Source organism: Rhizobium sp. GCM10022189 (genome assembly GCF_042656325.1).
Taxonomy (GTDB): Bacteria; Pseudomonadota; Alphaproteobacteria; order Rhizobiales; family Rhizobiaceae; genus Rhizobium.
This window is the reverse complement of the sequence record NZ_JBHSOR010000047.1, coordinates 115,714-137,940: the sequence shown is the minus strand read 5'-3', so window position 1 is coordinate 137,940 and position 22,227 is coordinate 115,714. Positions and strand designations below refer to the sequence as shown.

The 22,227-nt window shown below is 62.4% G+C and carries 24 protein-coding genes; 10 read left to right on the top strand and 14 right to left on the bottom strand.

What is annotated here, in order from left to right; translation table 11 throughout:
* The first annotated feature begins 136 nt into the window (after positions 1 to 136).
* Complete coding sequence (locus ACFPWW_RS20715) at positions 137 to 2,761, top strand: TIGR02302 family protein (RefSeq protein ID WP_377313100.1); 2,625 nt, start codon at positions 137 to 139, stop codon at positions 2,759 to 2,761.
* A 53-nt stretch (positions 2,762 to 2,814) separates the two neighbouring features.
* Here ACFPWW_RS20715 and ACFPWW_RS20710 read toward each other — a convergent pair whose 3' ends face one another.
* From ACFPWW_RS20710 to ACFPWW_RS20700, 3 genes are all read right to left on the bottom strand, one after another.
* Positions 2,815 to 3,174, bottom strand: coding sequence for a response regulator (locus tag ACFPWW_RS20710; protein WP_112545534.1), 360 nt, complete (start codon positions 3,172 to 3,174; stop codon positions 2,815 to 2,817).
* A gap of 119 nt (positions 3,175 to 3,293) precedes the next feature.
* The gene (gene hpt, locus ACFPWW_RS20705; RefSeq protein WP_112571753.1) at positions 3,294 to 3,836 is read right to left on the bottom strand and encodes a hypoxanthine phosphoribosyltransferase; all 543 of its coding nucleotides are present in this window, start codon (positions 3,834 to 3,836) and stop codon (positions 3,294 to 3,296) included.
* Positions 3,837 to 3,946: 110 nt separating this feature from the next.
* Entirely contained in the window at positions 3,947 to 4,606 is a 660-nt protein-coding gene (locus tag ACFPWW_RS20700) for a hypothetical protein (RefSeq protein ID WP_377313099.1), read from the bottom strand.
* A 205-nt stretch (positions 4,607 to 4,811) separates the two neighbouring features.
* Between ACFPWW_RS20700 and ftsE the strand changes: the two genes are divergently transcribed.
* The 4 genes from ftsE to ACFPWW_RS20680 all read left to right on the top strand — a co-directional run bounded on the left by ftsE (position 4,812) and on the right by ACFPWW_RS20680 (position 8,156).
* A complete protein-coding gene (ftsE, locus tag ACFPWW_RS20695) occupies positions 4,812 to 5,471 on the top strand; it encodes a cell division ATP-binding protein FtsE (RefSeq protein WP_007825071.1) in 660 nt (219 codons plus the stop codon).
* Positions 5,472 to 5,538: 67 nt separating this feature from the next.
* The gene (locus tag ACFPWW_RS20690; protein WP_377313121.1) at positions 5,539 to 6,486 is read left to right on the top strand and encodes a cell division protein FtsX; all 948 of its coding nucleotides are present in this window, start codon (positions 5,539 to 5,541) and stop codon (positions 6,484 to 6,486) included.
* A 67-nt stretch (positions 6,487 to 6,553) separates the two neighbouring features.
* On the top strand, positions 6,554 to 7,267 hold the full coding sequence (locus ACFPWW_RS20685) for a YdcF family protein (RefSeq protein WP_377313098.1): 714 nt from the start codon (positions 6,554 to 6,556) through the stop codon (positions 7,265 to 7,267).
* Between the two features lie 91 nt (positions 7,268 to 7,358).
* Positions 7,359 to 8,156 (top strand): lysophospholipid acyltransferase family protein, encoded by a 798-nt coding sequence (locus ACFPWW_RS20680; RefSeq protein WP_113500663.1) that lies wholly within the window; start codon positions 7,359 to 7,361, stop codon positions 8,154 to 8,156.
* Between the two features lie 39 nt (positions 8,157 to 8,195).
* On the opposite strand, the gene ACFPWW_RS20675 is transcribed toward ACFPWW_RS20680, so the two are convergent.
* Positions 8,196 to 8,729, bottom strand: a complete 534-nt coding sequence (locus ACFPWW_RS20675; RefSeq protein WP_112571761.1) for a gamma-glutamylcyclotransferase — start codon at positions 8,727 to 8,729, stop codon at positions 8,196 to 8,198.
* Between the two features lie 50 nt (positions 8,730 to 8,779).
* Here ACFPWW_RS20675 and ACFPWW_RS20670 point away from each other — a divergent pair, with 50 nt between their 5' ends.
* Positions 8,780 to 9,796, top strand: a complete 1,017-nt coding sequence (locus tag ACFPWW_RS20670) for a DUF2125 domain-containing protein (protein ID WP_112571763.1) — start codon at positions 8,780 to 8,782, stop codon at positions 9,794 to 9,796.
* On the opposite strand, the gene ACFPWW_RS20665 is transcribed toward ACFPWW_RS20670, so the two are convergent.
* The 4 genes from ACFPWW_RS20665 to ACFPWW_RS20650 form a co-directional block, all read right to left on the bottom strand.
* Entirely contained in the window at positions 9,793 to 10,212 is a 420-nt protein-coding gene (locus ACFPWW_RS20665; protein WP_112571765.1) for a GNAT family N-acetyltransferase, read from the bottom strand. The two genes, ACFPWW_RS20670 and ACFPWW_RS20665, sit on opposite strands and share 4 nt — an antisense overlap.
* 2 nt (positions 10,213 to 10,214) lie before the next feature.
* A complete protein-coding gene (locus ACFPWW_RS20660) occupies positions 10,215 to 11,141 on the bottom strand; it encodes a prephenate/arogenate dehydrogenase family protein (RefSeq protein WP_112756597.1) in 927 nt (308 codons plus the stop codon).
* On the bottom strand, positions 11,138 to 12,235 hold the full coding sequence (gene hisC / locus ACFPWW_RS20655; RefSeq protein WP_377313120.1) for a histidinol-phosphate transaminase: 1,098 nt from the start codon (positions 12,233 to 12,235) through the stop codon (positions 11,138 to 11,140). The genes ACFPWW_RS20660 and hisC overlap by 4 nt, the downstream gene beginning before the upstream one ends.
* Positions 12,236 to 12,333: 98 nt before the next feature.
* Positions 12,334 to 13,110 carry a class I SAM-dependent methyltransferase gene (locus ACFPWW_RS20650; RefSeq protein ID WP_112571771.1) on the bottom strand — a complete coding sequence of 259 codons (777 nt, stop codon included), beginning with the start codon at positions 13,108 to 13,110 and terminating at the stop codon, positions 12,334 to 12,336.
* 54 nt (positions 13,111 to 13,164) lie between these two features.
* Here ACFPWW_RS20650 and gloB point away from each other — a divergent pair, with 54 nt between their 5' ends.
* Together gloB and ACFPWW_RS20640 are read left to right on the top strand one after the other, a co-directional pair.
* Positions 13,165 to 13,935 (top strand): hydroxyacylglutathione hydrolase, encoded by a 771-nt coding sequence (gene gloB / locus ACFPWW_RS20645; protein ID WP_377313097.1) that lies wholly within the window; start codon positions 13,165 to 13,167, stop codon positions 13,933 to 13,935.
* Between the two features lie 3 nt (positions 13,936 to 13,938).
* Positions 13,939 to 14,376 carry a cupin domain-containing protein gene (locus ACFPWW_RS20640; RefSeq protein WP_112571775.1) on the top strand — a complete coding sequence of 146 codons (438 nt, stop codon included), beginning with the start codon at positions 13,939 to 13,941 and terminating at the stop codon, positions 14,374 to 14,376.
* 2 nt (positions 14,377 to 14,378) lie between these two features.
* Here the strand turns inward: ACFPWW_RS20640 and ACFPWW_RS20635 are convergent, their stop codons facing one another.
* Together ACFPWW_RS20635 and ACFPWW_RS20630 are read right to left on the bottom strand one after the other, a co-directional pair.
* On the bottom strand, positions 14,379 to 15,266 hold the full coding sequence (locus ACFPWW_RS20635) for a DMT family transporter (RefSeq protein WP_112757151.1): 888 nt from the start codon (positions 15,264 to 15,266) through the stop codon (positions 14,379 to 14,381).
* Positions 15,267 to 15,299: 33 nt separating this feature from the next.
* Positions 15,300 to 16,082 (bottom strand): DUF3108 domain-containing protein, encoded by a 783-nt coding sequence (locus ACFPWW_RS20630; protein ID WP_112757149.1) that lies wholly within the window; start codon positions 16,080 to 16,082, stop codon positions 15,300 to 15,302.
* Between the two features lie 241 nt (positions 16,083 to 16,323).
* Between ACFPWW_RS20630 and rpmB the strand changes: the two genes are divergently transcribed.
* Positions 16,324 to 16,620 (top strand): 50S ribosomal protein L28, encoded by a 297-nt coding sequence (gene rpmB / locus ACFPWW_RS20625; protein ID WP_112571780.1) that lies wholly within the window; start codon positions 16,324 to 16,326, stop codon positions 16,618 to 16,620.
* Positions 16,621 to 16,746: 126 nt separating this feature from the next.
* A complete protein-coding gene (locus ACFPWW_RS20620) occupies positions 16,747 to 17,382 on the top strand; it encodes a VUT family protein (RefSeq protein ID WP_377313096.1) in 636 nt (211 codons plus the stop codon).
* Between the two features lie 183 nt (positions 17,383 to 17,565).
* Here the strand turns inward: ACFPWW_RS20620 and ACFPWW_RS20615 are convergent, their stop codons facing one another.
* From ACFPWW_RS20615 to cobS, 4 genes are all read right to left on the bottom strand, one after another.
* Positions 17,566 to 18,129 carry an AAA family ATPase gene (locus ACFPWW_RS20615; RefSeq protein ID WP_112705816.1) on the bottom strand — a complete coding sequence of 188 codons (564 nt, stop codon included), beginning with the start codon at positions 18,127 to 18,129 and terminating at the stop codon, positions 17,566 to 17,568.
* Positions 18,130 to 18,200: 71 nt separating this feature from the next.
* The gene (locus ACFPWW_RS20610; RefSeq protein ID WP_377313095.1) at positions 18,201 to 19,199 is read right to left on the bottom strand and encodes an esterase-like activity of phytase family protein; all 999 of its coding nucleotides are present in this window, start codon (positions 19,197 to 19,199) and stop codon (positions 18,201 to 18,203) included.
* A gap of 25 nt (positions 19,200 to 19,224) precedes the next feature.
* Positions 19,225 to 21,126: a cobaltochelatase subunit CobT gene (gene cobT / locus ACFPWW_RS20605; protein ID WP_112571786.1), complete on the bottom strand. Its 1,902-nt coding sequence runs from the start codon at positions 21,124 to 21,126 to the stop codon at positions 19,225 to 19,227.
* Positions 21,127 to 21,138: 12 nt separating this feature from the next.
* Positions 21,139 to 22,131 (bottom strand): cobaltochelatase subunit CobS, encoded by a 993-nt coding sequence (cobS, locus tag ACFPWW_RS20600; protein ID WP_112571788.1) that lies wholly within the window; start codon positions 22,129 to 22,131, stop codon positions 21,139 to 21,141.
* Positions 22,132 to 22,227: the final 96 nt, after the last annotated feature.

Sequence of the window (22,227 nt, the reverse complement as noted above, 5' to 3'; positions counted from 1 at the left end):
AAAAACCGGTATTGACCGGTGCTCGCCCTCGCCTTCGCCACAAAGAGTGTTATCCTTTTCTTTCGTGAGCGTATTGCCCAGCAATCGCCGGAAGCGCCCTCTGTTCCCTGAACGCCAGATCGCGGAGACCGGATTGATGACAAGCCCCGCAAAGCAGAAGAAAGGCGCATTCGCGCTTCAACCCTCTCTGGCGCGGCTGGTGGCGGCAAAACGTTTCCTGGCCCGGATCGTGCTGTTTGCCGAGCAGGTTCTTCCGCTGCTGGTGCCTGCCCTTTCCGTCATCGCGATTTATCTCTCGGTTTCCTGGTTCGGTTTCTTCCGCATCGTGCCTGACTGGCTGCGCGTCATCCTCCTGGTCGCCTTTGCCGCCGGCTTCCTTGTTTGCCTGCTGCCGTTCCGCAATCTTCGCTGGCCACAGGTGGCCGATGCCGACCGTATGCTGGAAGAGCGCAACGGCCTGGCGCATCAGCCGGTCATGGTGCAGGAAGATGAGCCCGCCTTCGATACGCCCTTCTCCCGCGCCCTGTGGCGCGAACACCAGATGCGCATGGCGCAGAAGATCGCGACATTGGATGCCGGCCTGCCGCGCCCCGATATCGCCCGGCACGACCGCTTCGCCTTGCGTGCCGTTCCGGCGCTGCTTGTCGTCACGGCTTTCGCCTATTCGCTGTCGATCAACGGCGGCACGCTCGCCGATGCGTTTCAGCCCGCGCCCGCACAGGTTACGAGCAATCCGTCCGTACGCGTCGATGCATGGGTGACGCCACCGGCCTATACCGGCCGCGCGCCGATCTATCTGACAGCCGACGGCAGCGAACAGGCGCCGATCGGCGTTCCGCAGTTTTCCAGCCTGACGGTGCGTGTCAGCGGCGGCCAGTCGGCCGAGAAGGTGCTGTTCAGGAAGGCCAGTGGCGAGAGCCAGGAAATCGCGGTGCAGGACGACGCCCGGCCGCAGCAGGCGACGGCTACTAATACCGAACAGGCTTCGGGCACTCCGGCCGCACCGCAGCCGACGGCGCAGACGCACATCATGAAGCTCGAGGAGAATGGCGCACTGCAGGCAAACGGCCGCACCTGGAATTTTGAGGTGCTGCCCGACAAGGCGCCGGAAATTGCCTTCGACGGCATGCCCCGCCGCGCCGTCAACGGCGCTCTGGAAATCGGCTTCACGGTGAAGGACGATTACGGCGTGCAGGAGGCCCATGCCGAGATCATGCCGGTCGAATCCGATCCCGCCGCAACGCCGCTCTATCCTCTGCCGGATTTCAGGCTGGACATTCCGCGCCGCAACGCGCGTGACGGCAAGGGCCTGACGAGCAAGAACCTGACCGAACATCCGCTGGCCGGCAAGCGTGTGCGCATCACCCTGGTCGCCAAGGATGCCGCGGGACAGACGGGCCGCAGTCCGCCTTATGAGATGGTCATGCCGTCACGCCCCTTCAGCGAGCCGCTGGCGGCAGCTGTCGCCGAGGAGCGCCAGACCTTTGCTCTCGATACCCGCAGGATGCCCGAGGCCATTGCGCTCAACGAAGCCGTGACGATCCGGCCCGAGGAGACGATCCCCAACACCACCCACTACCTGCTGATCGAATCCGCACTCGCGCGAATGAAGCTCGCCAAGGCCGATGAGCAGCTCAAGGATACGGCCCAATATCTCTGGGAAATCGCCCTCGGCATTGAGGAGGGCGATCTTTCGCTTGCCGAACGGCGGCTGCGCGACGCTCAGCAGAACCTCGCCGATGCCTTGAACCGCAATGCTTCGGATGCCGAAATCAAGAAGCTGATGGACGAGCTGCGCAAGGCGATGCAGGACTATATGAACGAGCTTGCGGAGCGCCTGCAGAACATGCCGATGCAGCCGAACCAGAACGCTCAGAATTTCCTGCGCCAGCAGGATCTGCAGCGCATGATGGACCAGATTGAAAACCTGGCCCGGTCGGGCAATCGCGATGCCGCCCAGCAGATGCTCTCCGAACTCCAGAGGCTGATGAACAACCTGCAGACGGCGCGCCCGCAACGCGGCCAGCAGCAGCAGGAAAACAGCCAGCTCACGCAGCAGATGAACAAGCTCGGCCAGATCCTGCGCGACCAGCAGAAACTGATGGACGAGACGTTCCGCCTCGACCAGCAGCTTCGCGACCGCATGCAGCGCGGCGACCCCGGCATGGACGACATGATGCCGGGCGAGGATGGCCAGCAGCAACAGCAGGGCCAGCAGGAGCAAGGCCAGCAGCCCGGCGACCAGATGACGGCCGAGCAACTGCGCAAAGCGCTGAAACAGCTTCGTGGCCAGCAGGATGCGCTCGGCAAGCAGTTGCAGGAACTGCAGAAAAGCCTTGGCGACATGGGCATGAAGCCGGGCGAGGGCTTCGGTCAGGCACAGCGCGAAATGGAAGGCGCCGGCCGTGACCTCGGCCAGGGCAACGGCAGCAGCGCCGTTGAAGGCCAGGGACGGGCTCTCGAGGCCCTGCGCCAGGGCGCACGTGACATGATGAACCAGATGATGCAGGCCCAACAGGGCCAGCAGGGACAGCAAGGCCCGAACGGCCAGCTTGGCCAGGGCAACCAGAACGGCCGCGATCCGCTCGGCCGCCTGCGTCAGACCGACGGGGCTGACATGAACAACGATGTGAAAATACCCGACGAGATCGATGTTCAGCGCGCCCGGGAGATCCTGGACGCGATCCGTGAAAAGCTCGGCAACAATCCGACCCAGGCGATCGAGCGTCAGTATCTCGAACGGCTGCTGGATATTCAGTGATATCGAGGGAAACTGGGCAGCTGGCGTGCCTTGAGGCACGCCGCGCCACAATGTCAGGCGACCAGCGCTCTCGCCACGGCCTTGCGGATATCCGGCAGAGCAAACGGTTTCGGCACGACATCGATGATCTTTTCAGCGAGGTCGTCGGCCCGTTCGCGCTGTTCGGCATAGCCTGTCATCAGCAGGATTTTCAGCGCCGGAAAGGCGTCTTTCGCCTGATGCGCCAGCTCGATGCCGTCCATGACCGGCATGCGGATATCGGAAAGCAGCAGGTCGTAGCTGCCGCCCTTCAGCTTTTCCAGCCCTTCCGCCCCATCGGCGGCTTCATCGGTCTCATGACCGTCAAGGCGTAGTGCCCGGGCTACGAAAGTACGAAGGGAATCCTCGTCTTCCGTGATCAGAATTTTTGCCATCTGTGCATTGCTCCGTCGTCATGCCCCGCGACGGAGATCGCATGCGGTTCCCTAGCGATCGGTAAACATGTCGGGCCGATCGACGGAATGGTTAACAAGCCGTCTTGAAGCAGCACGCCTCAGGCGTCGCCGGTAACCACGCCGACGAAGGGCAGTTCGCGGAAGGCATAGGCGACGTCCATGCCGTAGCCGACGACGAAATAATCGGGGCATTCGAAGCCGACATAATCCGCTTCCAGTGCCTCCTTGCGCTTGACGCGCTTGTCGAGCAGCACGGCGATCGTCACGTTGCGCGCGCCGCGCTCGTAGAGCAGCTCCTTGGCAAACCGCAGCGTACGGCCGGATTCGAGGATGTCGTCGATCAGCAGGACATCGCGGTCCTTCACGTCGCTGTCGATATCCTTGACGATGCGCACGCCCTGCGAAACCGTGCCCGTGCCATAGCTCGAGAGCGTGATGAACTCCACCTCGGGGGCAAGGCCCGTATCGTGCAGGGCGCGCAGCAGGTCGGCCGCAAAGATGAAGGAGCCCTTGAGCACGGCAATGACCAGCAGGTCCTTCGTCGGGCCGGCCGCGATCTGCTGCGCCATGGAATGGTTGCGCTCGGCGATCTGCTCGGCAGTAAAGAGCGGCTCGATGTTTTTTCCGCGCACGACAGGCATAAGGGCTTGCTCCGTAAAAATGAAGGGTAGCCGTTAGCACATTAATCCCGGCGAAACACCCCGGAAGGACCGGTTTTTCCGGCCGCCCACCTAAAAACGTCTCCTGACGCTCAAGGCATGAAGGAAAGCCGGACCTCCGGCACCTTGCCGCCGGCATGCTGCAGGCGCGCCGAAAAACCGCGGCTCTGGCCCGCATAAATGGCATCCGTCGGCGGCGCGATGACGATGCTCGCAGTCAGCCGCTCGTCGGCAATGAGATCGGCGCGAATGGGCCGCACAGATTGCGTGACGCCGCTGTCATTCTCGATGATGCCGTTGATCAGCAGGATGCGCATGCCGTTGGCGTCGCGCGGCGTAATCGTCACATGCGAGAAGTGCAGCGCAGCGGCCGGTGAGGCTCCGCCCCCCGAAAATCCCGAAAATCCGCCGGCAAGCCCGAAGACCAGCACGAAAAGCGAAAGAACCAGCGCCGCAAAGCTCCGCAGCGAAGCCTGCTGCAACCAGGCCTCCGCGCCACGAACGACCGCGGCCGCCATGGCAAGCAGGACCGGAGGCCGGGTCGCGGGCGGGACGCCACGACGGCGGTTGTCGTTATGATCGCGGGGACCGGCAGACGCGCGCTGTGGCCGCAGCTTGCCGACGACAACGAACTCGGCATCTGCAACATCGTCCCTGCGCGGCATGCGGCGGGGTTGGCGGATAGCCCGCTCTGGCGGCAGAAAATCATAGGCCCGTCCGGCGGCCTGTCGTCTGAAGGAGGATGCTTCCATGGTGGCGACCTCTCGGATGTCCACATGGTTTCGCTGCCCAAGACAATCTTGGCATTGAAACGAATCCAGCCCAGTCGTAAATTTCAATGGTTAATGCTTCGCAAAGATCGCCATCAAACGGGCGTTTTTCCGGCAAAATTTACCCGCTGTTAACGGTGTTGGTTAACAAGTCATGCGGTGAAACCACGAGAGACTGAGCTGCCCGTTGATCCACTTCGAAAATGTCGGTTTGCGATATGGCATGGGGCCGGAAATCCTCCGGGACCTGACTTTCGACATCCCGAAAAAGTCCTTCCAGTTTCTGACCGGTCCGTCCGGCGCCGGCAAGACGACGCTGCTGCGCCTGCTCTTCATGTCGCTGCAGCCGACCCGCGGCCTGATCCGCATGTTCGGGCGCGACATATCCGAGATCCCGCGGCCGGAACTGCCGCTGCTGCGCCGCCGCGTCGGCATCGTCTTTCAGGATTTCCGTCTTCTCGACCATCTGACCACCTATGAGAATGTGGCCCTGCCGCTTCGCGTGCGCGGCAAGGATGAAAGCACGTACAAGACCGACGTGCTGGAACTTCTGAAATGGGTCGGGCTCGGCGAACGCATCAACGTTCTGCCGCCGGTGCTTTCCGGCGGCGAGAAGCAGCGCGCAGCAATCGCCCGCGCGTTGATGGATCGGCCGGAAGTGCTGCTTGCCGACGAGCCGACCGGCAATGTAGACCCGCCGATGGCCAAGCGCCTGCTGAACCTCTTCATGGAACTCAACCGCCTCGGCACAGCAGTGGTGATCGCCACCCACGATCTCTCGCTGATGGACCAGGTGGAGGCCCGCCGCATGATCCTCTCGGAAGGGCATCTCGATATTTATGACTAAGACGCCCACCAGGACCCGCGCAAAGGCGCCCGCCGCTGCCCCCGCCCAGCAGCCCAAGCGGCCGGAAATGCGCGTGCGCCCGACGGCGCCGATCTTGCCGCCCTCGAACATTCAGGGCAATGCGCTGATGGTGGTCATCGCCATCATGGCCTTCCTTGCCTGCCTGACGCTCGGCGGCGTCAGCATGGTCCGCTCGACGGCGGCAAGCTGGGAGAGCCAGATCTCCCGGGAAGTCACCATCCAGATCAAGCCGGACGACAACCTCGACATGGAAAAGGCGCTCGTTCAGGCCCGCGACATAGCGCTGACCTTCGTCGGCACGAAGAGCGGCCAGATCGTCGACGAAGCCGCCACCGCCCGTCTTCTCGAGCCGTGGCTCGGCAGCGGGCTCGACATCAAGGAACTTCCCGTGCCGCGCCTCGTCATCGTCACCATCGACGAGAGCCACCCGCCCGACTTTGCGGCAATGCGCGACCTTCTGAAGGAAAGCATTCCGCAAGCCTTCCTTGACGATCACCGTACCTGGGTCGACCGGCTGGTTGCCATGGCCCGCACGACGGTGATGATCGGCACCGGCATCCTGCTTCTCGTTTTCACCGCCATGGTGCTGACGGTGGTCTTTGCCACGCGCGGCGTGCTGTCGGGCAACCGCCACATCGTGGAAGTCCTGCATTTCGTTGGCGCTGAAAGTTCTTTCGTCGCCACCGAATTCCAGAAACATTTCCTGAAGATCAGCCTCAAGGGTTCGGCGATCGGCAGCGCTTTGGCTGCCCTCTTCTTCGCCGGCGCCGGTTTCTTGCAGGCCAGGACGATCGCCACGCCCGAGACCGATCAGGCAACGGCCCTCTTCGGCACTTTTTCGGTCGGCGCCTTGGGCTATCTCGGCATCTTCGCGACGATGATCGTGATCGCCCTGCTGACGACGCTGACGGCGCGGCTGACGGTCATGCGTACGATCTATGAGATCGACACGTTGCGTTCCGATCCGACGCGGGCCGACGGCATCGTGAATTAATCACAGCCATGCCGTTTTGCCATGAAAGCGTCTGTTCCGCGCCGCAATCAGCGTATAATCACGACTCATGACGATGGGCCATACGACACGCAATCCGATTCGCCCGGACCCGGAGCTTGAACGCCCCGAGAGTGTCTCGCCGCGGCGTGGCCCGATCCGTCGCATTCTGCGCTGGATGGGCTTTTCCTGCATATTGATCGCAGCACTGATTTTCGGCGGTTTTTTGCGCTTCGCAGATTCGGTGACGACCCTGAAACCGCCCGCCGAGCCGCGGGCGGACGCCATCATCGTGCTGACCGGCGGCTACCAGCGTATCGATCAGGCCGTCGAACTCCTGCAGAAGGGCGCCGGCAAGCGGCTGTTGATCTCAGGCGCGCATCCCTCCACCACGCCGACGCAGATTCGCAGGACGACACAAGGATCGGCCGATCTTTTCTCCTGCTGTGTCGACATCGGCTACGACGCGCTCGATACGATCGGCAATGCCGAGGAAGCCTCCAACTGGATTCATGCCAGGGGCTATAAGAGCATCCTCGTCGTCACCAACAACTACCACATGCCGCGCAGCCTGGCCGAACTTGCCTATGTGGATCCGGAGATCGAGTTCATCCCCTATCCTGTCGTCAATTCCGATCTGAAGACGCGCGACTGGTTCACCGACCCGAACGCCTTGCGCGTCATGCTGGCCGAATATGCCAAGGTGCTGCTGGCAGGCGCCCGCAACCTCGTCGGCCTGCGCCATACCGGCCTGCGTTCCGCCAGCCTGGCGGGCCAGAACTGAGGCTTTTGCTTGGGCCCCGGCAATCAGACGCTTTTTCTGGCCGGCAATATCGTGTAGGCCGGTCGGCGTGACCATGCCTCGGGAAAGTTTCATGATCGCCCTGCGTTCCGTTCTGTTCAACACGATCTTCTATGCCAACCTCATCCTGCGGATGATCGTGCTCTCCCCCATCTACTTCATCATCCCGCGCAAGCTCGCCTACAGCGTTCCCAAGAACTGGGCGCGTTCGAACCATTGGCTGATGCGGGTGATTGTCGGCACCACATTCGAGGTCGAGGGCCTGGAGAACCTGCCGGAGGGCAGCTTCATCATTTCGCCGAAGCATCAATCCTTCTGGGATACTTATGCGCTGCTGCCCGAGCTCGACGATCCCGTCTACATCCTCAAGCGCGAACTGATGTGGATCCCGCTCTTCGGCTGGTACGCCAAGAAGCAGCGCATGATCCCGGTCGATCGCGGCGCAAGAGGCAAGGTGATGGTCGAGGTGCTGAAGCGCACCAGGGAAGAGCTTGCCACCGGCCGCCAGCTCATCATCTATCCCGAGGGCACGCGCCGCCCGCCGGGTGCCGAGCCGGTCTACAAATATGGCATCGCCCGCATGTATCGCGACCTGAAGCTGCCGGTCGTGCCCATCGTCATGCATCCCGGCCTGTTCTGGCCGCGCCGCAGCACCATGCGCTATCCTGGTCATTTCAAGGTACAGATCCTGCCGCCTATCATGCCCGGCATGGACCCTGACGCCTTCTTCGCCCACCTGATCGACGTGACGGAAAGCGCCAGCGATCAGCTTCTGATCGACACGGTCGAACGCAACCCGCATGTGCCGCTGCCGCCGACGGCCGTGGAGCGGCTGGCCGAGTTGCGCAAGGCAAAGGCCGCCACGGCGTAATTGCGTGAAACCGAAGACGTGGACCCTCTGGGACGGGATCTATGCCGCAGCCCGCAGCCGCGTGATTTCCTCGACCACCTGCTCGAGCCACTGGTCGCGAATGCCCATCTCCTTGAGATGCGCGAGCGTGTTGAAGACATAGGCGTCGTTCGGGCCTGACTGGCCGACAGAGACGTTGACGATGCGCGCCGCAGCAGTGGCATCGAGCGCGCCGGCATATTGCTCATGGGCGCGATCGACCACATAGGCGATGGCCCGCGCGCTGCGGCCGTCCTGCAGCTGCAGCGGCAGGTGTCGTTCCAGATAGACATTGGTGACGAGTTCTCGGGCGCGCAGATAGTCGATCACTTCGTCCCATTTCTCCGCTGCGACCCGAAAGGCCATGCCACGGCAGGCGCCGCCCCTGTCGAGACCGAGGACGAGCCCGGGATTTTCGCGGCTGCCGCGATGGACGAAGGAGCGCACGCAGAGCGAACGCCGGTAGCCATAAACCAGGGCTTGCGATCGCTCGACGAATTCGAAGCCCGGATTCCACATCAACGAGCCGTAGCCAAATACCCAAAATTCGTCCATATCGCACGCCAGATCAAAATCAGATTTCGCTCTCACCATTGGAGAACATCATGGCAGCGTCAAGCCAATCCGGCAGCGGCCAATATAGCAGCGGCAGGAAATTCTGGTTGCTGGGCGGCGCCATCCTTCTGGTGATCGCTCTCTACACGGGCGGCTGGTTCTATGCAGCCTCCGCGCTGAAACAGACGGTGCTGACCGCAATTGCTCCCCGCGCCGACACCGGTGTGAGCGGCGAGTGCGCCGATATCGAATTCCGCGGCTTTCCTTTCCGGATCGGCCTTTTCTGCTCCAAGGTGGACGTGGACGACAATGTGAACGGCATCTCCGCCACCTTCGGCGCGCTGCGGTCTGCCGCCCAGGTCTACGCTCCCGGCCATATCGTCTGGGAACTCGACTCCCCGGCCGAAATCCGCACCGCGCAGGGCCTGACCATCAATGCCCAATGGGACAATCTGCAATCGAGCCTCGTCACCAAGGCGCAGGGCATCGACCGCACATCGACCGTCATCGACGGGCTGAAGGCCGTCGCCATCTCCTCCTTTACCGGCCAGACCATCAATTTCAATGCCGCCCGCACCGAAATCCACCTGCGGCAGAACGGGGCGGACCTTGACGGCGCGATTTCGGTCGAAAATTCCAACGCTGTTATCAAGGACTGGCCGCAGGTCTTCCCGAAATTCTCCGCGAGCGCCGACCTGACGCTGATCGGCAAGGCCGGAATGATCGACGGCACGGACGAGCAGGGCCTTCACGGTTCTCAGGGCGAGCTTCGCCGCATCGTGGCCGATATCGGCGATGGCAAGGTGATGACCGTCTCCGGCCCCTTCGCCTTCGACGAAAACGGCTTCCTGTCCGGCAAGTTCAAGCTGGAGATCGAACAGCTCGGCCCGTGGGGCAAAAGCATCAAGGAGGCCTTCCCCGACATTGCCTCGACGGTCGATACCGCAACCAAGCTGTTGAAGGCGCTTGCCGGCGGCGGCGACAAGGTTTCGGTCGATCTCATCGTCGATCACGGCAACGCCACGGTGAGCGGCTTCATTCCGCTCGGCAAGATCCCGCCGGTCTAATCAAGCCTCTTGAGGAAGAAGACTTCCGGCACCGCCTGGATGCCGGGCAGCCCGATCGATCCGGTTTCAAAAAAGCCGTTGCGGCGATGCCAATCCTGCGGACGGCTTTCATCGCACTCGCTCGAGGTCATCAGCAGTCGCGCGCCACTGTCGCGCATGTCCTTCTCCCAGGCGAGAAACAGCGCCGTGCCGACGCCGGACCGGCGATGACCCTCCAGCACGCGGATCATTTCCATATAGGGAATTCTGCCCCAGAAGCGGGAGAAGCGCAGGAAGCCGACAATCTCGCCCTGCTCGCGGGCGATCAGATATTCGCCGAGATCGATGCAGCGCGAAATCCAGGCCTCGCCGACATGATGATCTTCGCGAAGCAGCCATTCCCTATCCGTCCGGACTGGCTTCGCGATCTCCGCCATCTCTATTTCTGTTCCAGCGGATGCGGGCGGCCGAAATCGGGCGTGTCCACGTCCTGACCTGCCTGGACGATCGAGCGGCGGATGGCGCGGGTGCGGGTAAAGAGTTCGAAAATCTTGTCGCCCTCGCCCCAGCGGATCGCCCGCTGCAGATAGGCGAGGTCTTCCGAGAAGCGCGCCAGCATTTCCAGGATCGCATCACGATTATGCAGGCAGACGTCGCGCCACATTGTTGGGTCGGATGCGGCGAGGCGGGTGAAATCACGGAAGCCGGAGGCGGAATATTTGATGACTTCCGATTCCGTCACCGTCTCCAGATCGTCAGCCGTTCCGACAATATTGTAGGCGATGAGATGCGGCAGGTGCGAAACGATGGCGAGCACCTTGTCGTGGTGCTGGGCGTCCATTTCGTCAACCCTGGAGCCGAGCGCTTCCCAGAAACTGCGCAGTGTTTTCAGCGCCGTCGCGTCGGTTCCTTCCAGCGGCGTCAGGATGCACCAGCGTCCCTGGAACAGGCCGGGGAAGCCCGCATCCGGGCCGGATTTTTCCGTGCCCGCGATCGGATGGCCGGCAATGAAATGCACATGGCTCGGCATATGCGGCTGCATCTGGGCAATCACGGACGCCTTGGTCGATCCGACATCCGTGACGATCGCCCCCGGTTTCAGGCTGCCGGCAATCTCTTTCGCGACACTTTCGGAGGCACCGACCGGCACCGACACGATCACGAGATCGGCATCCTTCACCGCCTCGGCCGAGGAGGTCGTATAACGATCGCCGAGCTTGAGCTCCTCGGCACGCTTCAGCGTCTCGGCGCTGCGCGTTGCGACGACGACTTCCTTGGCAAGGCCCAAACGCTTGATGTCATGGGCAAGCGAAGAGCCGATCAGGCCGATGCCGATCAGGGTGATGCGGTTGAATTGCGCGGTCATGCCTTGCGTCCCATGAATTCGCCGAGCGCCTCGATGACGCCGCGGTTGGCCTCTTCCGGCCCGACGCTCATGCGCAGCGAATTCGGGAAGCCGTAGCCGCGCACTGCGCGCAGGATATAACCGCGGCTCGTCAGGAATTCATCGGCATCCGCCGCCCGCCTGCCGTCGGTATCCGGGAAGTGAATGAGAACGAAGTTGGCGACCGACGGCGTGACCTTCAGCCCGATGGCCTCGAGGGCGCTCGTCAGCTTCTCGATCCACATCTGGTTAAAGGATACCGCCTGCTGAACAAAGGACTGGTCGCGGATCGCCGCGGCACCGGCAGCGATTGCCGGCGCATTCATGTTGAAGGGTCCGCGCACGCGGTTCAGCGCATCGATGATCTCGGCCGGCGCATACATCCAGCCGACACGCAGCGCCGCCAGCCCGTAGACCTTCGAGAAGGTGCGGGTCATGACGACATTGGCGTTCGAGGAGACGACCTCGATGCCCGCTTCGTAGTCGTTGCGCCGAACATATTCCGCATAGGCCGCATCGAGCACGAGGACGACATGTTTCGGCAGGCCGGCCTGCAGGCGACGGATCTCGGTGACGGGAATATAGGTGCCGGTCGGATTGCCGGGATTGGCGATGAAGACGATCTTCGTCTTGTCCGTCACGGCAGCCAGGATCGCATCCACATCGACCGTATGGTCCTTTTCCTTGACCACAACCGGCGTGGCGCCCGCGCCCATGATCTGGATCTTGTAGACGAGGAAGCCGTGCTCGGTGATGATGCCTTCGTCGCCGGCCCCGAGATAGACGTGGCAGAGCAGGCCGAGCAGTTCGTCGGAGCCGTTGCCGCACAGGATGTTTGCCGGGTTGAGGCCGTGCACGGAAGCGATCGCCTCGCGCAGCTCGTGCGCCTGGCCGTCCGGGTAGCGCTCGAGATTGCCCGCGGCTGCCTTGAACGCCTCGATCGCCTTCGGGCTTGCGCCAAGCGGCGTCTCGTTGGAGGAGAGCTTGTAGACGCGGGCCACACCCGGTGCATGCTCCTTGCCCGGCACATAGGCTGCAATATCCAGAATACCGGGACGCGGAACGGGCTTCATCATCTCAACGCTCATGGATCGACCTTGGGAACTGCCGGAAAGCCGGCGAAAGACTTGAGTGCAATTAGAACGGAACGGCAATTTTGTCGAGGGCCGCAAGCCTAGCGGCTGCGTGTGGTCGGCACGCCATGCGGCGCAAGCACGGGCACGAAGACGCGCCGCGAGGCGCGAGCGGCAACCGGCAGGCCCTGGTAGAGCCGTTTCTGCGCTTCCACGATGATGACGCCGGAAAAAGCCGGCCAGAGCGTGCGGCCGATCCGCTCGAAGCCGCGGCGCAGGCGCAGCACGGCGCGCAGTTTCGACGGCGGGAAGAACAGCGCCTCCGCCGTAGCGCCCGGCGTGAAATTGGTCTCTCGCAGCAGATGGGTCAGCTGGCCGCGCGAATAGGGCCGGCCCGAACCGAAAGGCGTGTGCTCCATGCGCGCCCAGACACCGCGGCGGTTGGGCACGACGATGACGAGCCGCCCGCCCGGAGCCAGCACCCGCCAGAGTTCCTTCAGGGTTTCACGCGGGCTTTCGGCAAATTCCAGCGAGTGCACCATCAGCACCCGGTCGATCGAGGAATCCGGCAGCGGCAATTCCTCATCGAAGATCAGCGCCGTGGAGGAAAGCGAACCCACCGGCCAGTTCACGGCCCCCTGCCCGGCCGGCATGAAGGCGAAAGTGCGTTCCGTATCGGCCTGGAACCGGTCGAGGAAGGGCACGGAATAGCCAATGCCCACCAGCCGCTCCTGCGGCAGCCGCACCCAAAGCGACGACAATGCCATGGCAATCGACTGCTCGGCCATGCGTCCAAGCTCGGAATGATAGAATTGGCGAAGATCGACGATATCGGCGTGCATTATCCCAAATGTTATCAATGACCGGTTGGACTTCAAGGCCGGAACCTCTACATTCCCGGTCAGTTCGAGGGATAAGGGATTGTTTGAGCGATGAAACCTTTGGAATTAGACGTTTTTCTCTGCCGCAGCGATAATTTCGGCGTGCTGGTCCATGACACCGAGACCGGCCAGACTGCCTCGATCGACGCCCCCGATGCGGCAGCCGTCGAAGCTGCCGCCGCACGCCGCGGCTGGAATATCACCCATATCTTTACCACCCATCATCATATCGACCACGTGGAAGGCAATCTGGCGCTGAAGGAACAGTACGGCCTTGAAATCATCGGGCCGATCAACGAGGCCGTGGCCATTCCCGGCCTCGACAAGACGATGGGCGACGGCGACAGCTTCCTGTTCGGCGACCATACGGTCAACGTCATTGAAACGCCCGGCCATACGGCGGGCCATATCTGTTACCACTTTGCCGACGACAAGCTGCTCTTTGCCGCCGATACGCTCTTTGCGCTCGGCTGCGGCCGCCTGTTCGAGCGTCCGGCAACCGACATGTGGCATTCGCTGCAGAAGCTTGCCGTCCTGCCGGATGAGACCGCCGTCTATTTCGGCCACGAATACACGCTCTCCAACGCCCGCTTTGCGCTCACGATCGACCCGGACAACGCGCGCCTGAAGAGCCGTGCGGCCGAAATCGAAGCGCTGCGGGCCGAAGGCAGGTTCACCATCCCGACGACCCTGGCGCTGGAGAAGGAAACCAATCCCTTCCTGCGTGCCGCCGATCCTGCCATCCGCCGCAACCTGCTGATGGAAGGCAAGACCAATGAAGAAGTCTTCGCCGAAATCCGCAAACGCAAGGACAACTTCTAGGACATGGCGGGCAGGGACCTCACTCCCGAGGACATTATCCGCGAACTCGGCATGCAGCCGCATCCCGAAGGCGGCTGGTACGTGCAAACCTTCCGCGACGGCAACGGCGGCGAGCGCGGCCATTCGACGGCGATCTACTATCTGCTTGCCAGGGGCCAGCGCTCGCACTGGCACCGCGTGCACGACGCAGCCGAGGTCTGGCACTACTATGCCGGCGCGCCGCTCGCGCTGCATCGCTCCGAAGACGGTACCGGCAGCCAGACGCTGACGCTCGGCATGGATATCGCCGGCGGTGAACGGCCGCAGGCCATCATTCCCGCCAACTGGTGGCAATCGGCCGAAACGCTCGGAGACTATACGCTGGTCGGCTGCACGGTGGCGCCCGGCTTCGAATTTTCCAAATTCGAGATGGCGCCGCCCGACTGGAAACCCGGCGATTAAGCCTATTCCGCCGCCGGCTGCATCTGCGGCTTGCGGCGCAACATCTCCTGTGCGGCCAGCACCGCCCCGCCCGTGATCAGCAGGCAGGCAAACGCAATGCGCCAGCTCGGCTCGGCAATTCCGAAGATCGTCAGGATCAGCGTCGAAAGCAGAGGCGTGGCATAGCTTGCCGCACCCAGGATCTGGATATCACCGTTCTTGACCCCGTGATCCCAGGCATAGAAGGCCGCACCGACAGGAAACAGACCGAGGCCGACGACGGCAAGCCACTCGAAGCCGCTCGCCGGCCAGACGGTCGTCTCGAGCATCACATGGCAAATCAGCGAAAGTACCGATGTCGCAAGGCAGAAGCCGGTGACGACATCGGTCGAGACGGCATCGAAGCGCCGCGTCAGCAATGAATAGCCCGACCACGTGAAGGCGCAGAGGAAGGCCGCGCCATAACCGACAGCATAGGCACCATCGAAATCGATACCGTTGCTCCCGACGATCAGGAAGGTGCCGCACAGACCGGCCAGAGCGCCGACGATGTGATACCAGCGCAGTCTCTCGCCCGGCAGCAGCGCCGAACCGACGACGATCAGCAGCGGCCAGAGATAGGCAATCAGCCCCGCCTCGACCGCCGGCGCGTTTCTCAAGGCCGTGAAATAGAGGAAGTGATAACCGAACAGACCGGCAATTCCGGTGATCCAGACCTTTGCCGGCTGCTTCAAAAGTGCCATCCGCGACGGGTTGGAGACGAGCACGAGAATGCCGGGGATGCTGCCGATGGCAAAACAGATGGCCGAAAGCTGCAACGGCGGCATCTTGCCGGATGCCTTGGTAAAGAGCGCCAGAAACGACCACATCAAGATGGCCGCAAAACCGATCAACGTTGCCCGAAGTTTCACCCGTCCCCCTTACGGAGACCTGAGGAGCCTCCGTCAGCTATTCACGCTGCTGTATTTCACAGCCGTAATCGTCACCGTTCCGTATTCGGTGGGAATACGGACATAGACTGGTGCATATACATTTGCAGCCTCTGCCTTGGCAAACCAGATTTCCATCCGGTTGCTCTTGCTGAGGTAGACGAGGTCCTTGCGCCCCTTCTTGTAGCCCGAGCGCGGAATGAAGCGCACGCCGCAAACGGTCGCCTTGCCCTTGAAGCCATCGGTGGAGAAATCCTCGTCGCCCTTCGGCGAAAGCACGAGATCCATGCGTGTCTCGCCGTCGAAGATCGGCAGCTTCTGCGCACAGACGTTGGTATCGCCGGTAAAGATCAGGCCCGAGATCGGGTCGAGCACCGATCGCATGTCGCCCTGCGTTACCGGAATCCAGTTCTTCGGCCGGCGCGGCTCAGGCGTGGTCGTGGCCGAAACGATATTGCCGTTGCGATAGCTGACCTCGTAGGTCCGCGCCTTCTTGCCGGTCTTGTAATAGAGAACGTATTTCGCCGCCTGCAGCCGGTCGTTGCGAACCACGCCGGTCACGCTGGTCTTGGCCAGGATATCGGTCACGAGGTCGGCGAGACCGGCCGACTTGATGTCGCCGTCAATATTGTAGCTATGGTCGTCTTCGATTTTGGTGACGAAGGCCGCCCGCGCGATCGTCAGGCCGGCAAGGGCCACCTTGTATTCCGTGCGGTGCTGAATCTCGCTCGCGCCGGCCGGCAAGGCCAGGAGCGCCGCGAATGCCGAAACCAATATCCGTCTGCCAGGATGAGCCATAGTGAGAGCCTTGTCTTGCCGGGTCGCTTGCGCCCTTGCATTGCGGTCTATACTCCTGCCGCATTCCGAAGAAAACAGCAGCTTTTTGACAGAATTGCGGGAAAGGCCAAGGTTTGGCTTGACGCGCGCGACCTGTCTGACTATAGAACCGCAACTTTCCAATCATGGCCTGTTGGATTGCGCAGCCGGTTGTTGCCGGATTGTCACCCAATGGCTCGAGAAAAACAAGAATAGGTGTTCCATGTCCCGCATGTGCGAATTGACCGGCAAGGCAGTCCTGACTGGTAACAATGTCAGCCATGCCAACAACAAGACCAAGCGCCGGTTCCTCCCGAACCTGTGCCAGGTTACGCTGATCTCCGACGCGCTCGGCCAGCGTTACCGTCTTCGCGTTTCGGCTGCTGCTCTTCGTTCCGTCGAGCATCGTGGCGGCCTTGACGCCTTCCTGCTGAAGGCAAACGAAGGCGAACTTTCGATGCGCGCCCGTCTGCTGCGTCGTCAGATCGTCAAGAAGACGGCTGAAACCGCCGCTGCCTAAGCGTCGGTCCACGTCTTTCCAAAGCTTTAGAAGGCTTGCACGGATAATATCCGGACAAGCCTTTTGCTTTGAGAGCCTTTCGGCTTAAATTTCATGCGAACTGGTGGCATCACCCAGGATAAAAAAATGCTGAAGACCCGCTATACGCTTGCCTATGTCGCCCTGATGACGCTCGTCGTCGTCGCCTCCAACTTCCTCGTCCAGTTTCCGCTGAACGCCACGATTGCCGGCATCAATCTCGCCGACATTCTCACCTGGGGCGCCTTCTCCTATCCGATCGCCTTCCTGATCACCGACCTGACGAACCGCCAGTTCGGCACGCAGGCCGCACGCAAGGTGGTTTTCGCCGGCTTTGTCGTCGGTGTGGCATTGTCCTTCTTCACTTCGGTTCCGCGTATCGCGATCGCCTCCGGCTCGGCCTATCTCGCCGGCCAGCTTCTCGACATAGCCGTCTTCAACCGCCTGCGCCGTCAGGCCTGGTGGCGCGCGCCGCTTATCGGCTCGCTGATCGGTTCGGCGCTGGATACGGTGATGTTCTTCTCGCTGTCCTTCGCCGCCTTCTTCGTCTTCCTTGGCCCGAACGAGCCCTTCGCGCTGGAGAGCGCACCGATCCTCGGCATCCTCTCGACGGAGGCCCCGCGCTGGATCTCCTGGGCGCTCGGCGATTTCCTGGTGAAGATGCTTGTCGGCCTCGTCATGCTGCTGCCCTATGGCGCACTGATGAACGTGCTGCGCCCGATGCAGCCCATGACGGCACGGTAAGCGCCGGCCCGCAATCGGGCGGCGGATCGGGATATTCGCACCCCCGCCTTTGCTCCCCGCTTTGCATGAAGATCATTCGTGATCGAGCGTCCCAGGAAAACGCTTGGTCATGAATGCCGGAGGGGCTGGTTGCAGACTTTGCGGCCAGCCCACGCCCGCCAACGGCACCACCACGCGCAGATATCACGAGGATCGAGGGCGCCGCGCAATGACCGCCGGATGGTCCAGCACTGCCGCGACGAGATCGCCGACAGGCCGTGACGAGTCGAGCCGCAGGATCGGCCTCGTCAGCGTTCCCAGCCACTCCTCGTGCCCGACGAGACTGCGCCGTTCCGGCCCGGCCGTATCGTAGCTCTCGGCCCATTCCATGAAGGCGCGGCTCTGAACCGCCATGTCGCCACCCGGCCTGATCCTCTCGCCGTAACGCTGCTCCTCGCGCCTGCGGATGCGCTCCATGCGCAGGGCCGGAACGATCCTCAGAAAGACCACCAGATCGTAAAGCGGCTCGAATTCCGCGCCCCATTTCAGCGCCGAGCCGGAAAGCACCCAGCTGCCATCGGGCTGCGCCTCCTGCCTGAGCATCGCGATACGCGCGCCGACCTCGCGCTGCGTCGTGAAGGGCGGATCGGTCGGCATCCAGAAGAAATGATCGGTATCGAGATGACGGATGCCGAGCGTTTCGGCCAGCGCCAGGCCGAGCGTGGTCGTGCCGGAGCCCGAGGCTCCCGTGATATGGATGCGCATCATACGGTCTCGAAAGCTGATAGCGAAAGGAATGTCCGCATAACGCAGACTTATGACAGCCGTTCAACCGCCGCTCAATCGACGAGCCGGAATTCCAGCATCAGATTGCGCTGAAGAATGGAGTGGTTGTCGTCCGACACCAGGATGACATGCGTCGTGCCGTCGGCGGCCTGGAACGCATCGAGCCCTTCCATATTGTCGATATTGTAGTTGAAATTGCCCTCGACAAGCAGTTCGCCATTCACGACGGCACCGGGTTTGATGTCGCCTGCCTTGATGCGGCGAATGCGCATGCCGATGCCCTCGGCCATATTGAAGCGCCGCTCCAGGAGAAGCAGATCGCCACCAGGCAGGAAGGCGCCGTCGGTGACATCGAAGCTGCCGTCCCTCTCGACCGTAAACTGCCCCTTCAGAGGCCCGTCCAGAATTGCCGCAAGCCGGTTGCCGTCCTCGTCGAGACTGCGCTCCGTCACGATCACGGGTGCGCCTTTCAGCGGGCTTGAGGCAGGAGCGACGACAACGGTTTCAATTCCCCGGTTTGCCCGCATCTCGTCGGTGGGAATGAGGATCCCGACCGTCGACAGGGATCGCGAGCCGAGGAAGCCGGGGTCCGGATAGACATCGACGCGATGGTCCTGCTCGAAGGAGACCAGAATCCGGTCGCCATCCAGCGCGAGGCCCTCGGCATCCATGCGCCCCTTGCCCTCATAGGTGCGGCCAACACGATCCCGCATCGGCGTGATTTCGACATCGGAAAGGCCGGACAGCCTGCCCTTGGCATCGCGTTCGATGCTGCCCGTCAGCCAGTGCCCGGTATCGAGTACGCCGACGAAACTCCTGCCATCGGCACGCATGCGGATGGACGAGAGCGAGCCGAACAGGGAATTGTCCGACACCATCTCCAGCCCGCCGATAAACTGTAAAGGGCCGAAACGGGTTTCGTCGCGGCCGATATGGAAATCCGCAATCTTCCGGCTGATGATCTTCGCGGGTTCGCCTGCATGAGCGCCTGAGAAACCTGTCGCGAGGCCAAGGACAACCAGAGCCGCGCGAGACAGGTTTTCAAACGCCATGCGAACCGTTTCCCCGAAACCGTTATCAGCCGGCACGGCGCAGGCGACCGCCGTGCGGTTGCCCGGCATGATCCTCGAAAAGCGCAGCAAGCTGTTCGGTCATAGCGCCGGCAAGCTCGTCCGCATCGACGATCGTCACGGCGCGGCGATAATAGCGCGTCACGTCATGGCCGATGCCGATCGCCAGAAGCTCGACCGGAGAACGCGTCTCGATCTGTTCGATCACGGCGCGCAGGTGCCGCTCCAGGTAGTTGCCGGGATTGACCGACAGCGTGGAATCGTCGACCGGCGCACCATCCGAAATCATCATCAGGATGCGGCGCTGCTCGCGCCGGGCCAGAAGCCGGTTATGCGCCCAGATCAGCGCCTCGCCGTCGATGTTTTCCTTGAGCAGCCCTTCGCGCATCATCAGGCCGAGATTGGTGCGCGCACGCCGCCACGGGGCGTCGGCCGACTTGTAGACGATGTGGCGCAGGTCGTTGAGGCGGCCCGGCGTCTGCGGCTTGCCGTTCGCAAGCCAGTTCTCGCGCGCCTGGCCGCCCTTCCAGGCCTTGGTCGTGAAGCCGAGGATCTCCACCTTGACGCCGCAGCGCTCCAGCGTGCGCGCCAGAATATCGGCGCAAGTGGCGGCAACCGTGATCGGCCGGCCGCGCATGGAGCCGGAATTGTCGATCAGGAGCGTCACGACCGTATCGCGGAACTGCGTGTCGCGCTCCATCTTGAAGGAGAGCGGCTGCGTCGGATCGATGATGATGCGCTGCAGGCGGGCCGTATCGAGATAACCTTCTTCGAGATCGAAATCCCAGGAGCGGTTCTGCTGCGCCATCAGCTTGCGCTGCAGGCGGTTGGCAAGACGGCCGACAGCACCTTGCAGATGCGCGAGCTGCTTGTCGAGGAAGGCGCGCAGACGCTCGAGTTCGGAGGCATCGCACAGCTCTTCGGCCGTGATGACCTCGTCGAACTCCTCCGTATAGACGTGGTAATCGACCTTCTCGTTGAAATCGGCAAAGGGCGTGTTCGGACGGCGGGTTTCACCCGGCGTTTCCGAATCGTCCTCGCCCTCTTCCATCATGTCGTCGTCGGAGATTTCGGCGCCTTCGGTCTCGCCGTCCTCCATCTGCTCGTCGGAGACTTCGCTGTCCTCGACGGGGGCGGCATCGCTGCCGGCATCCTCGTCGACCTCGTCCTCGTTCTGCTCGTCGCCCGTCGGCTGATCGTCCTCGTTGGACTGATCGTCGGAATCCGGGTCGCTGTCGTCGTCTCCATATTCCTCGGCCATTTCCATCGCCGACAGCATATTGCGGATGACCTTCGAGAAGGCCTGCTGGTCGTTGATGACACCGGAGAGATTGTCGAGTTCGCTGCCGGCCTTCTCCTCGATGAAGGAGCGCCAGAGATCGAGAACCTTGCCGGCCGAAGCCGGCGGCTTCTGGCCGGTGAGCTTCTCGCGCACCATCATGGCAACGGCCTCGCCGATCGGCGCGTCCTCCTGCCGCTCGATGCCGGTGAAATTCGCCTTGGCGTATTTCTCTTCCGTCATGGAGCGCAGGTTTGCGGCCATGCCCTCCATGCGCAGCGAACCGATCGATTCCACGCGCGCCTGCTCGACGGCATCGAAAATCGCCCGGGCGTCGGAACCCTGCGGCGCCATGCTGGAATGGACCTTCTCGTCGTGACAGGCGATGCGCAGCGCCATGGAATCGCCAAGGCCGCGCGTGACCGCCAGCTCGTGCGCCGTCGGCCGCTTGGAAAGCTCCGGCAGGCGAATGCGTTCGCCCGTCATGCCGGGGCGCTCATTGGCAAAAGCCACCTCGACCTGATCGTCGCCGGCAATGGCGCGCACGCAACCGGTTATCGCGCGCCGCAACGGCTCGACATCGACAGGCGCGCCGGGCTTTGCTTTCGAATTGTCACCACGAGATGCCATGATCGACGGGCCTTACGCCCCCAGCACGATGTTGGCAGCGCTTTCCTTCAGTTCCACGCCGAAGGCGCGCTGATAGTGTTCGGCCACCAGCGGGCGCTCCAGCTCGTCGCACTTGTTGAGGAAGGTGACGCGGAAGGCGAAGGCGATATCGCCGAAGATCTCGGCATTCTCGGCCCAGGTGATGACGGTACGCGGGCTCATGACGGTCGAAAGATCGCCGTTCATGAACGATGCGCGCGTCAGGTCGGCGACGCGGACCATCTTGGAAACCGTCTCGCGGCCTTCCTTGTCCTTGCCGAAGCTCTTCACCTTGGCGGCGATGATGTTCACTTCGTGGTCGTGCGGCAGGTAGTTCAGCGTCGAGACGATCGACCAGCGGTCCATCTGCGCCTGGTTGATCTGCTGCGTGCCGTGATAGAGGCCGGTCGTGTCGCCGAGGCCGATCGTGTTGGCGGTCGCAAACAGGCGGAAGGCCGGGTGAGGACGGATGACGCGGCTCTGGTCGAGCAGCGTCAGGCGGCCTGACGATTCCAGCACGCGCTGGATGACGAACATCACGTCCGGGCGGCCGGCATCATATTCGTCGAAGACGAGCGCGACATTGTGCTGGTAGGCCCAGGGCAGGATGCCGTCCTTGAATTCGGTGACCTGCAGCCCGTCCTTGACGACGATGGCATCCTTGCCGACGAGATCGATACGGCTGACATGGCTGTCGAGGTTGATACGCACGCAGGGCCAGTTGAGGCGAGCGGCGACCTGCTCGATATGCGAAGACTTGCCCGTGCCGTGGTAGCCGGAAATCATCACGCGTCGGTTATGGGCGAAGCCGGCGAGGATCGCGAGCGTCGTCTCGCGGTCGAAGAGATAGTCGGGATCGAGATCCGGAACATAGGCATCGCCCTTGCTGTAGGCAGGAACGCGGATGTCGGAATCGATGCCGAAGACCTCCCGGACCGAAACGGTGGTGTCGGGCAGTTCGGAAATATCAAGGTCAATCTTGCTCATCATGTCTCCAAGGCGGGTGACGGTCACCCGGCCACACTATCTCAGCCATTGCGCAACCATGGTGCCGCAGCCTGTGTTCCGCGCTCTCCAGGGTCG

Excerpts from the sequence above, each read along its gene's own strand:
- ACFPWW_RS20685 (WP_377313098.1), top strand. The coding sequence starts at position 6,554 with ATGACGATGGGCCATACGACACGCAATCCGATTCGCCCGGACCCGGAG.
- ACFPWW_RS20660 (WP_112756597.1), bottom strand. The coding sequence starts at position 11,141 with ATGACCGCGCAATTCAACCGCATCACCCTGATCGGCATCGGCCTGATC.
- ACFPWW_RS20690 (WP_377313121.1), top strand. The coding sequence starts at position 5,539 with ATGCGCGTGCGCCCGACGGCGCCGATCTTGCCGCCCTCGAACATTCAG.
- ACFPWW_RS20620 (WP_377313096.1), top strand. The coding sequence starts at position 16,747 with ATGCTGAAGACCCGCTATACGCTTGCCTATGTCGCCCTGATGACGCTC.
- ACFPWW_RS20715 (WP_377313100.1), top strand. The coding sequence starts at position 137 with ATGACAAGCCCCGCAAAGCAGAAGAAAGGCGCATTCGCGCTTCAACCC.
- ACFPWW_RS20670 (WP_112571763.1), top strand. The coding sequence starts at position 8,780 with ATGGCAGCGTCAAGCCAATCCGGCAGCGGCCAATATAGCAGCGGCAGG.
- ACFPWW_RS20610 (WP_377313095.1), bottom strand. The coding sequence starts at position 19,199 with ATGGCGTTTGAAAACCTGTCTCGCGCGGCTCTGGTTGTCCTTGGCCTC.
- gloB (WP_377313097.1), top strand. The coding sequence starts at position 13,165 with ATGAAACCTTTGGAATTAGACGTTTTTCTCTGCCGCAGCGATAATTTC.
- ACFPWW_RS20710 (WP_112545534.1), bottom strand. The coding sequence starts at position 3,174 with ATGGCAAAAATTCTGATCACGGAAGACGAGGATTCCCTTCGTACTTTC.
- ACFPWW_RS20700 (WP_377313099.1), bottom strand. The coding sequence starts at position 4,606 with ATGGAAGCATCCTCCTTCAGACGACAGGCCGCCGGACGGGCCTATGAT.
- ACFPWW_RS20640 (WP_112571775.1), top strand. The coding sequence starts at position 13,939 with ATGGCGGGCAGGGACCTCACTCCCGAGGACATTATCCGCGAACTCGGC.
- cobS (WP_112571788.1), bottom strand. The coding sequence starts at position 22,131 with ATGAGCAAGATTGACCTTGATATTTCCGAACTGCCCGACACCACCGTT.
- hisC (WP_377313120.1), bottom strand. The coding sequence starts at position 12,235 with ATGATGAAGCCCGTTCCGCGTCCCGGTATTCTGGATATTGCAGCCTAT.
- ACFPWW_RS20675 (WP_112571761.1), bottom strand. The coding sequence starts at position 8,729 with ATGGACGAATTTTGGGTATTTGGCTACGGCTCGTTGATGTGGAATCCG.
- ACFPWW_RS20680 (WP_113500663.1), top strand. The coding sequence starts at position 7,359 with ATGATCGCCCTGCGTTCCGTTCTGTTCAACACGATCTTCTATGCCAAC.
- hpt (WP_112571753.1), bottom strand. The coding sequence starts at position 3,836 with ATGCCTGTCGTGCGCGGAAAAAACATCGAGCCGCTCTTTACTGCCGAG.
- rpmB (WP_112571780.1), top strand. The coding sequence starts at position 16,324 with ATGTCCCGCATGTGCGAATTGACCGGCAAGGCAGTCCTGACTGGTAAC.
- ACFPWW_RS20615 (WP_112705816.1), bottom strand. The coding sequence starts at position 18,129 with ATGATGCGCATCCATATCACGGGAGCCTCGGGCTCCGGCACGACCACG.
- ACFPWW_RS20665 (WP_112571765.1), bottom strand. The coding sequence starts at position 10,212 with ATGGCGGAGATCGCGAAGCCAGTCCGGACGGATAGGGAATGGCTGCTT.
- cobT (WP_112571786.1), bottom strand. The coding sequence starts at position 21,126 with ATGGCATCTCGTGGTGACAATTCGAAAGCAAAGCCCGGCGCGCCTGTC.
- ACFPWW_RS20630 (WP_112757149.1), bottom strand. The coding sequence starts at position 16,082 with ATGGCTCATCCTGGCAGACGGATATTGGTTTCGGCATTCGCGGCGCTC.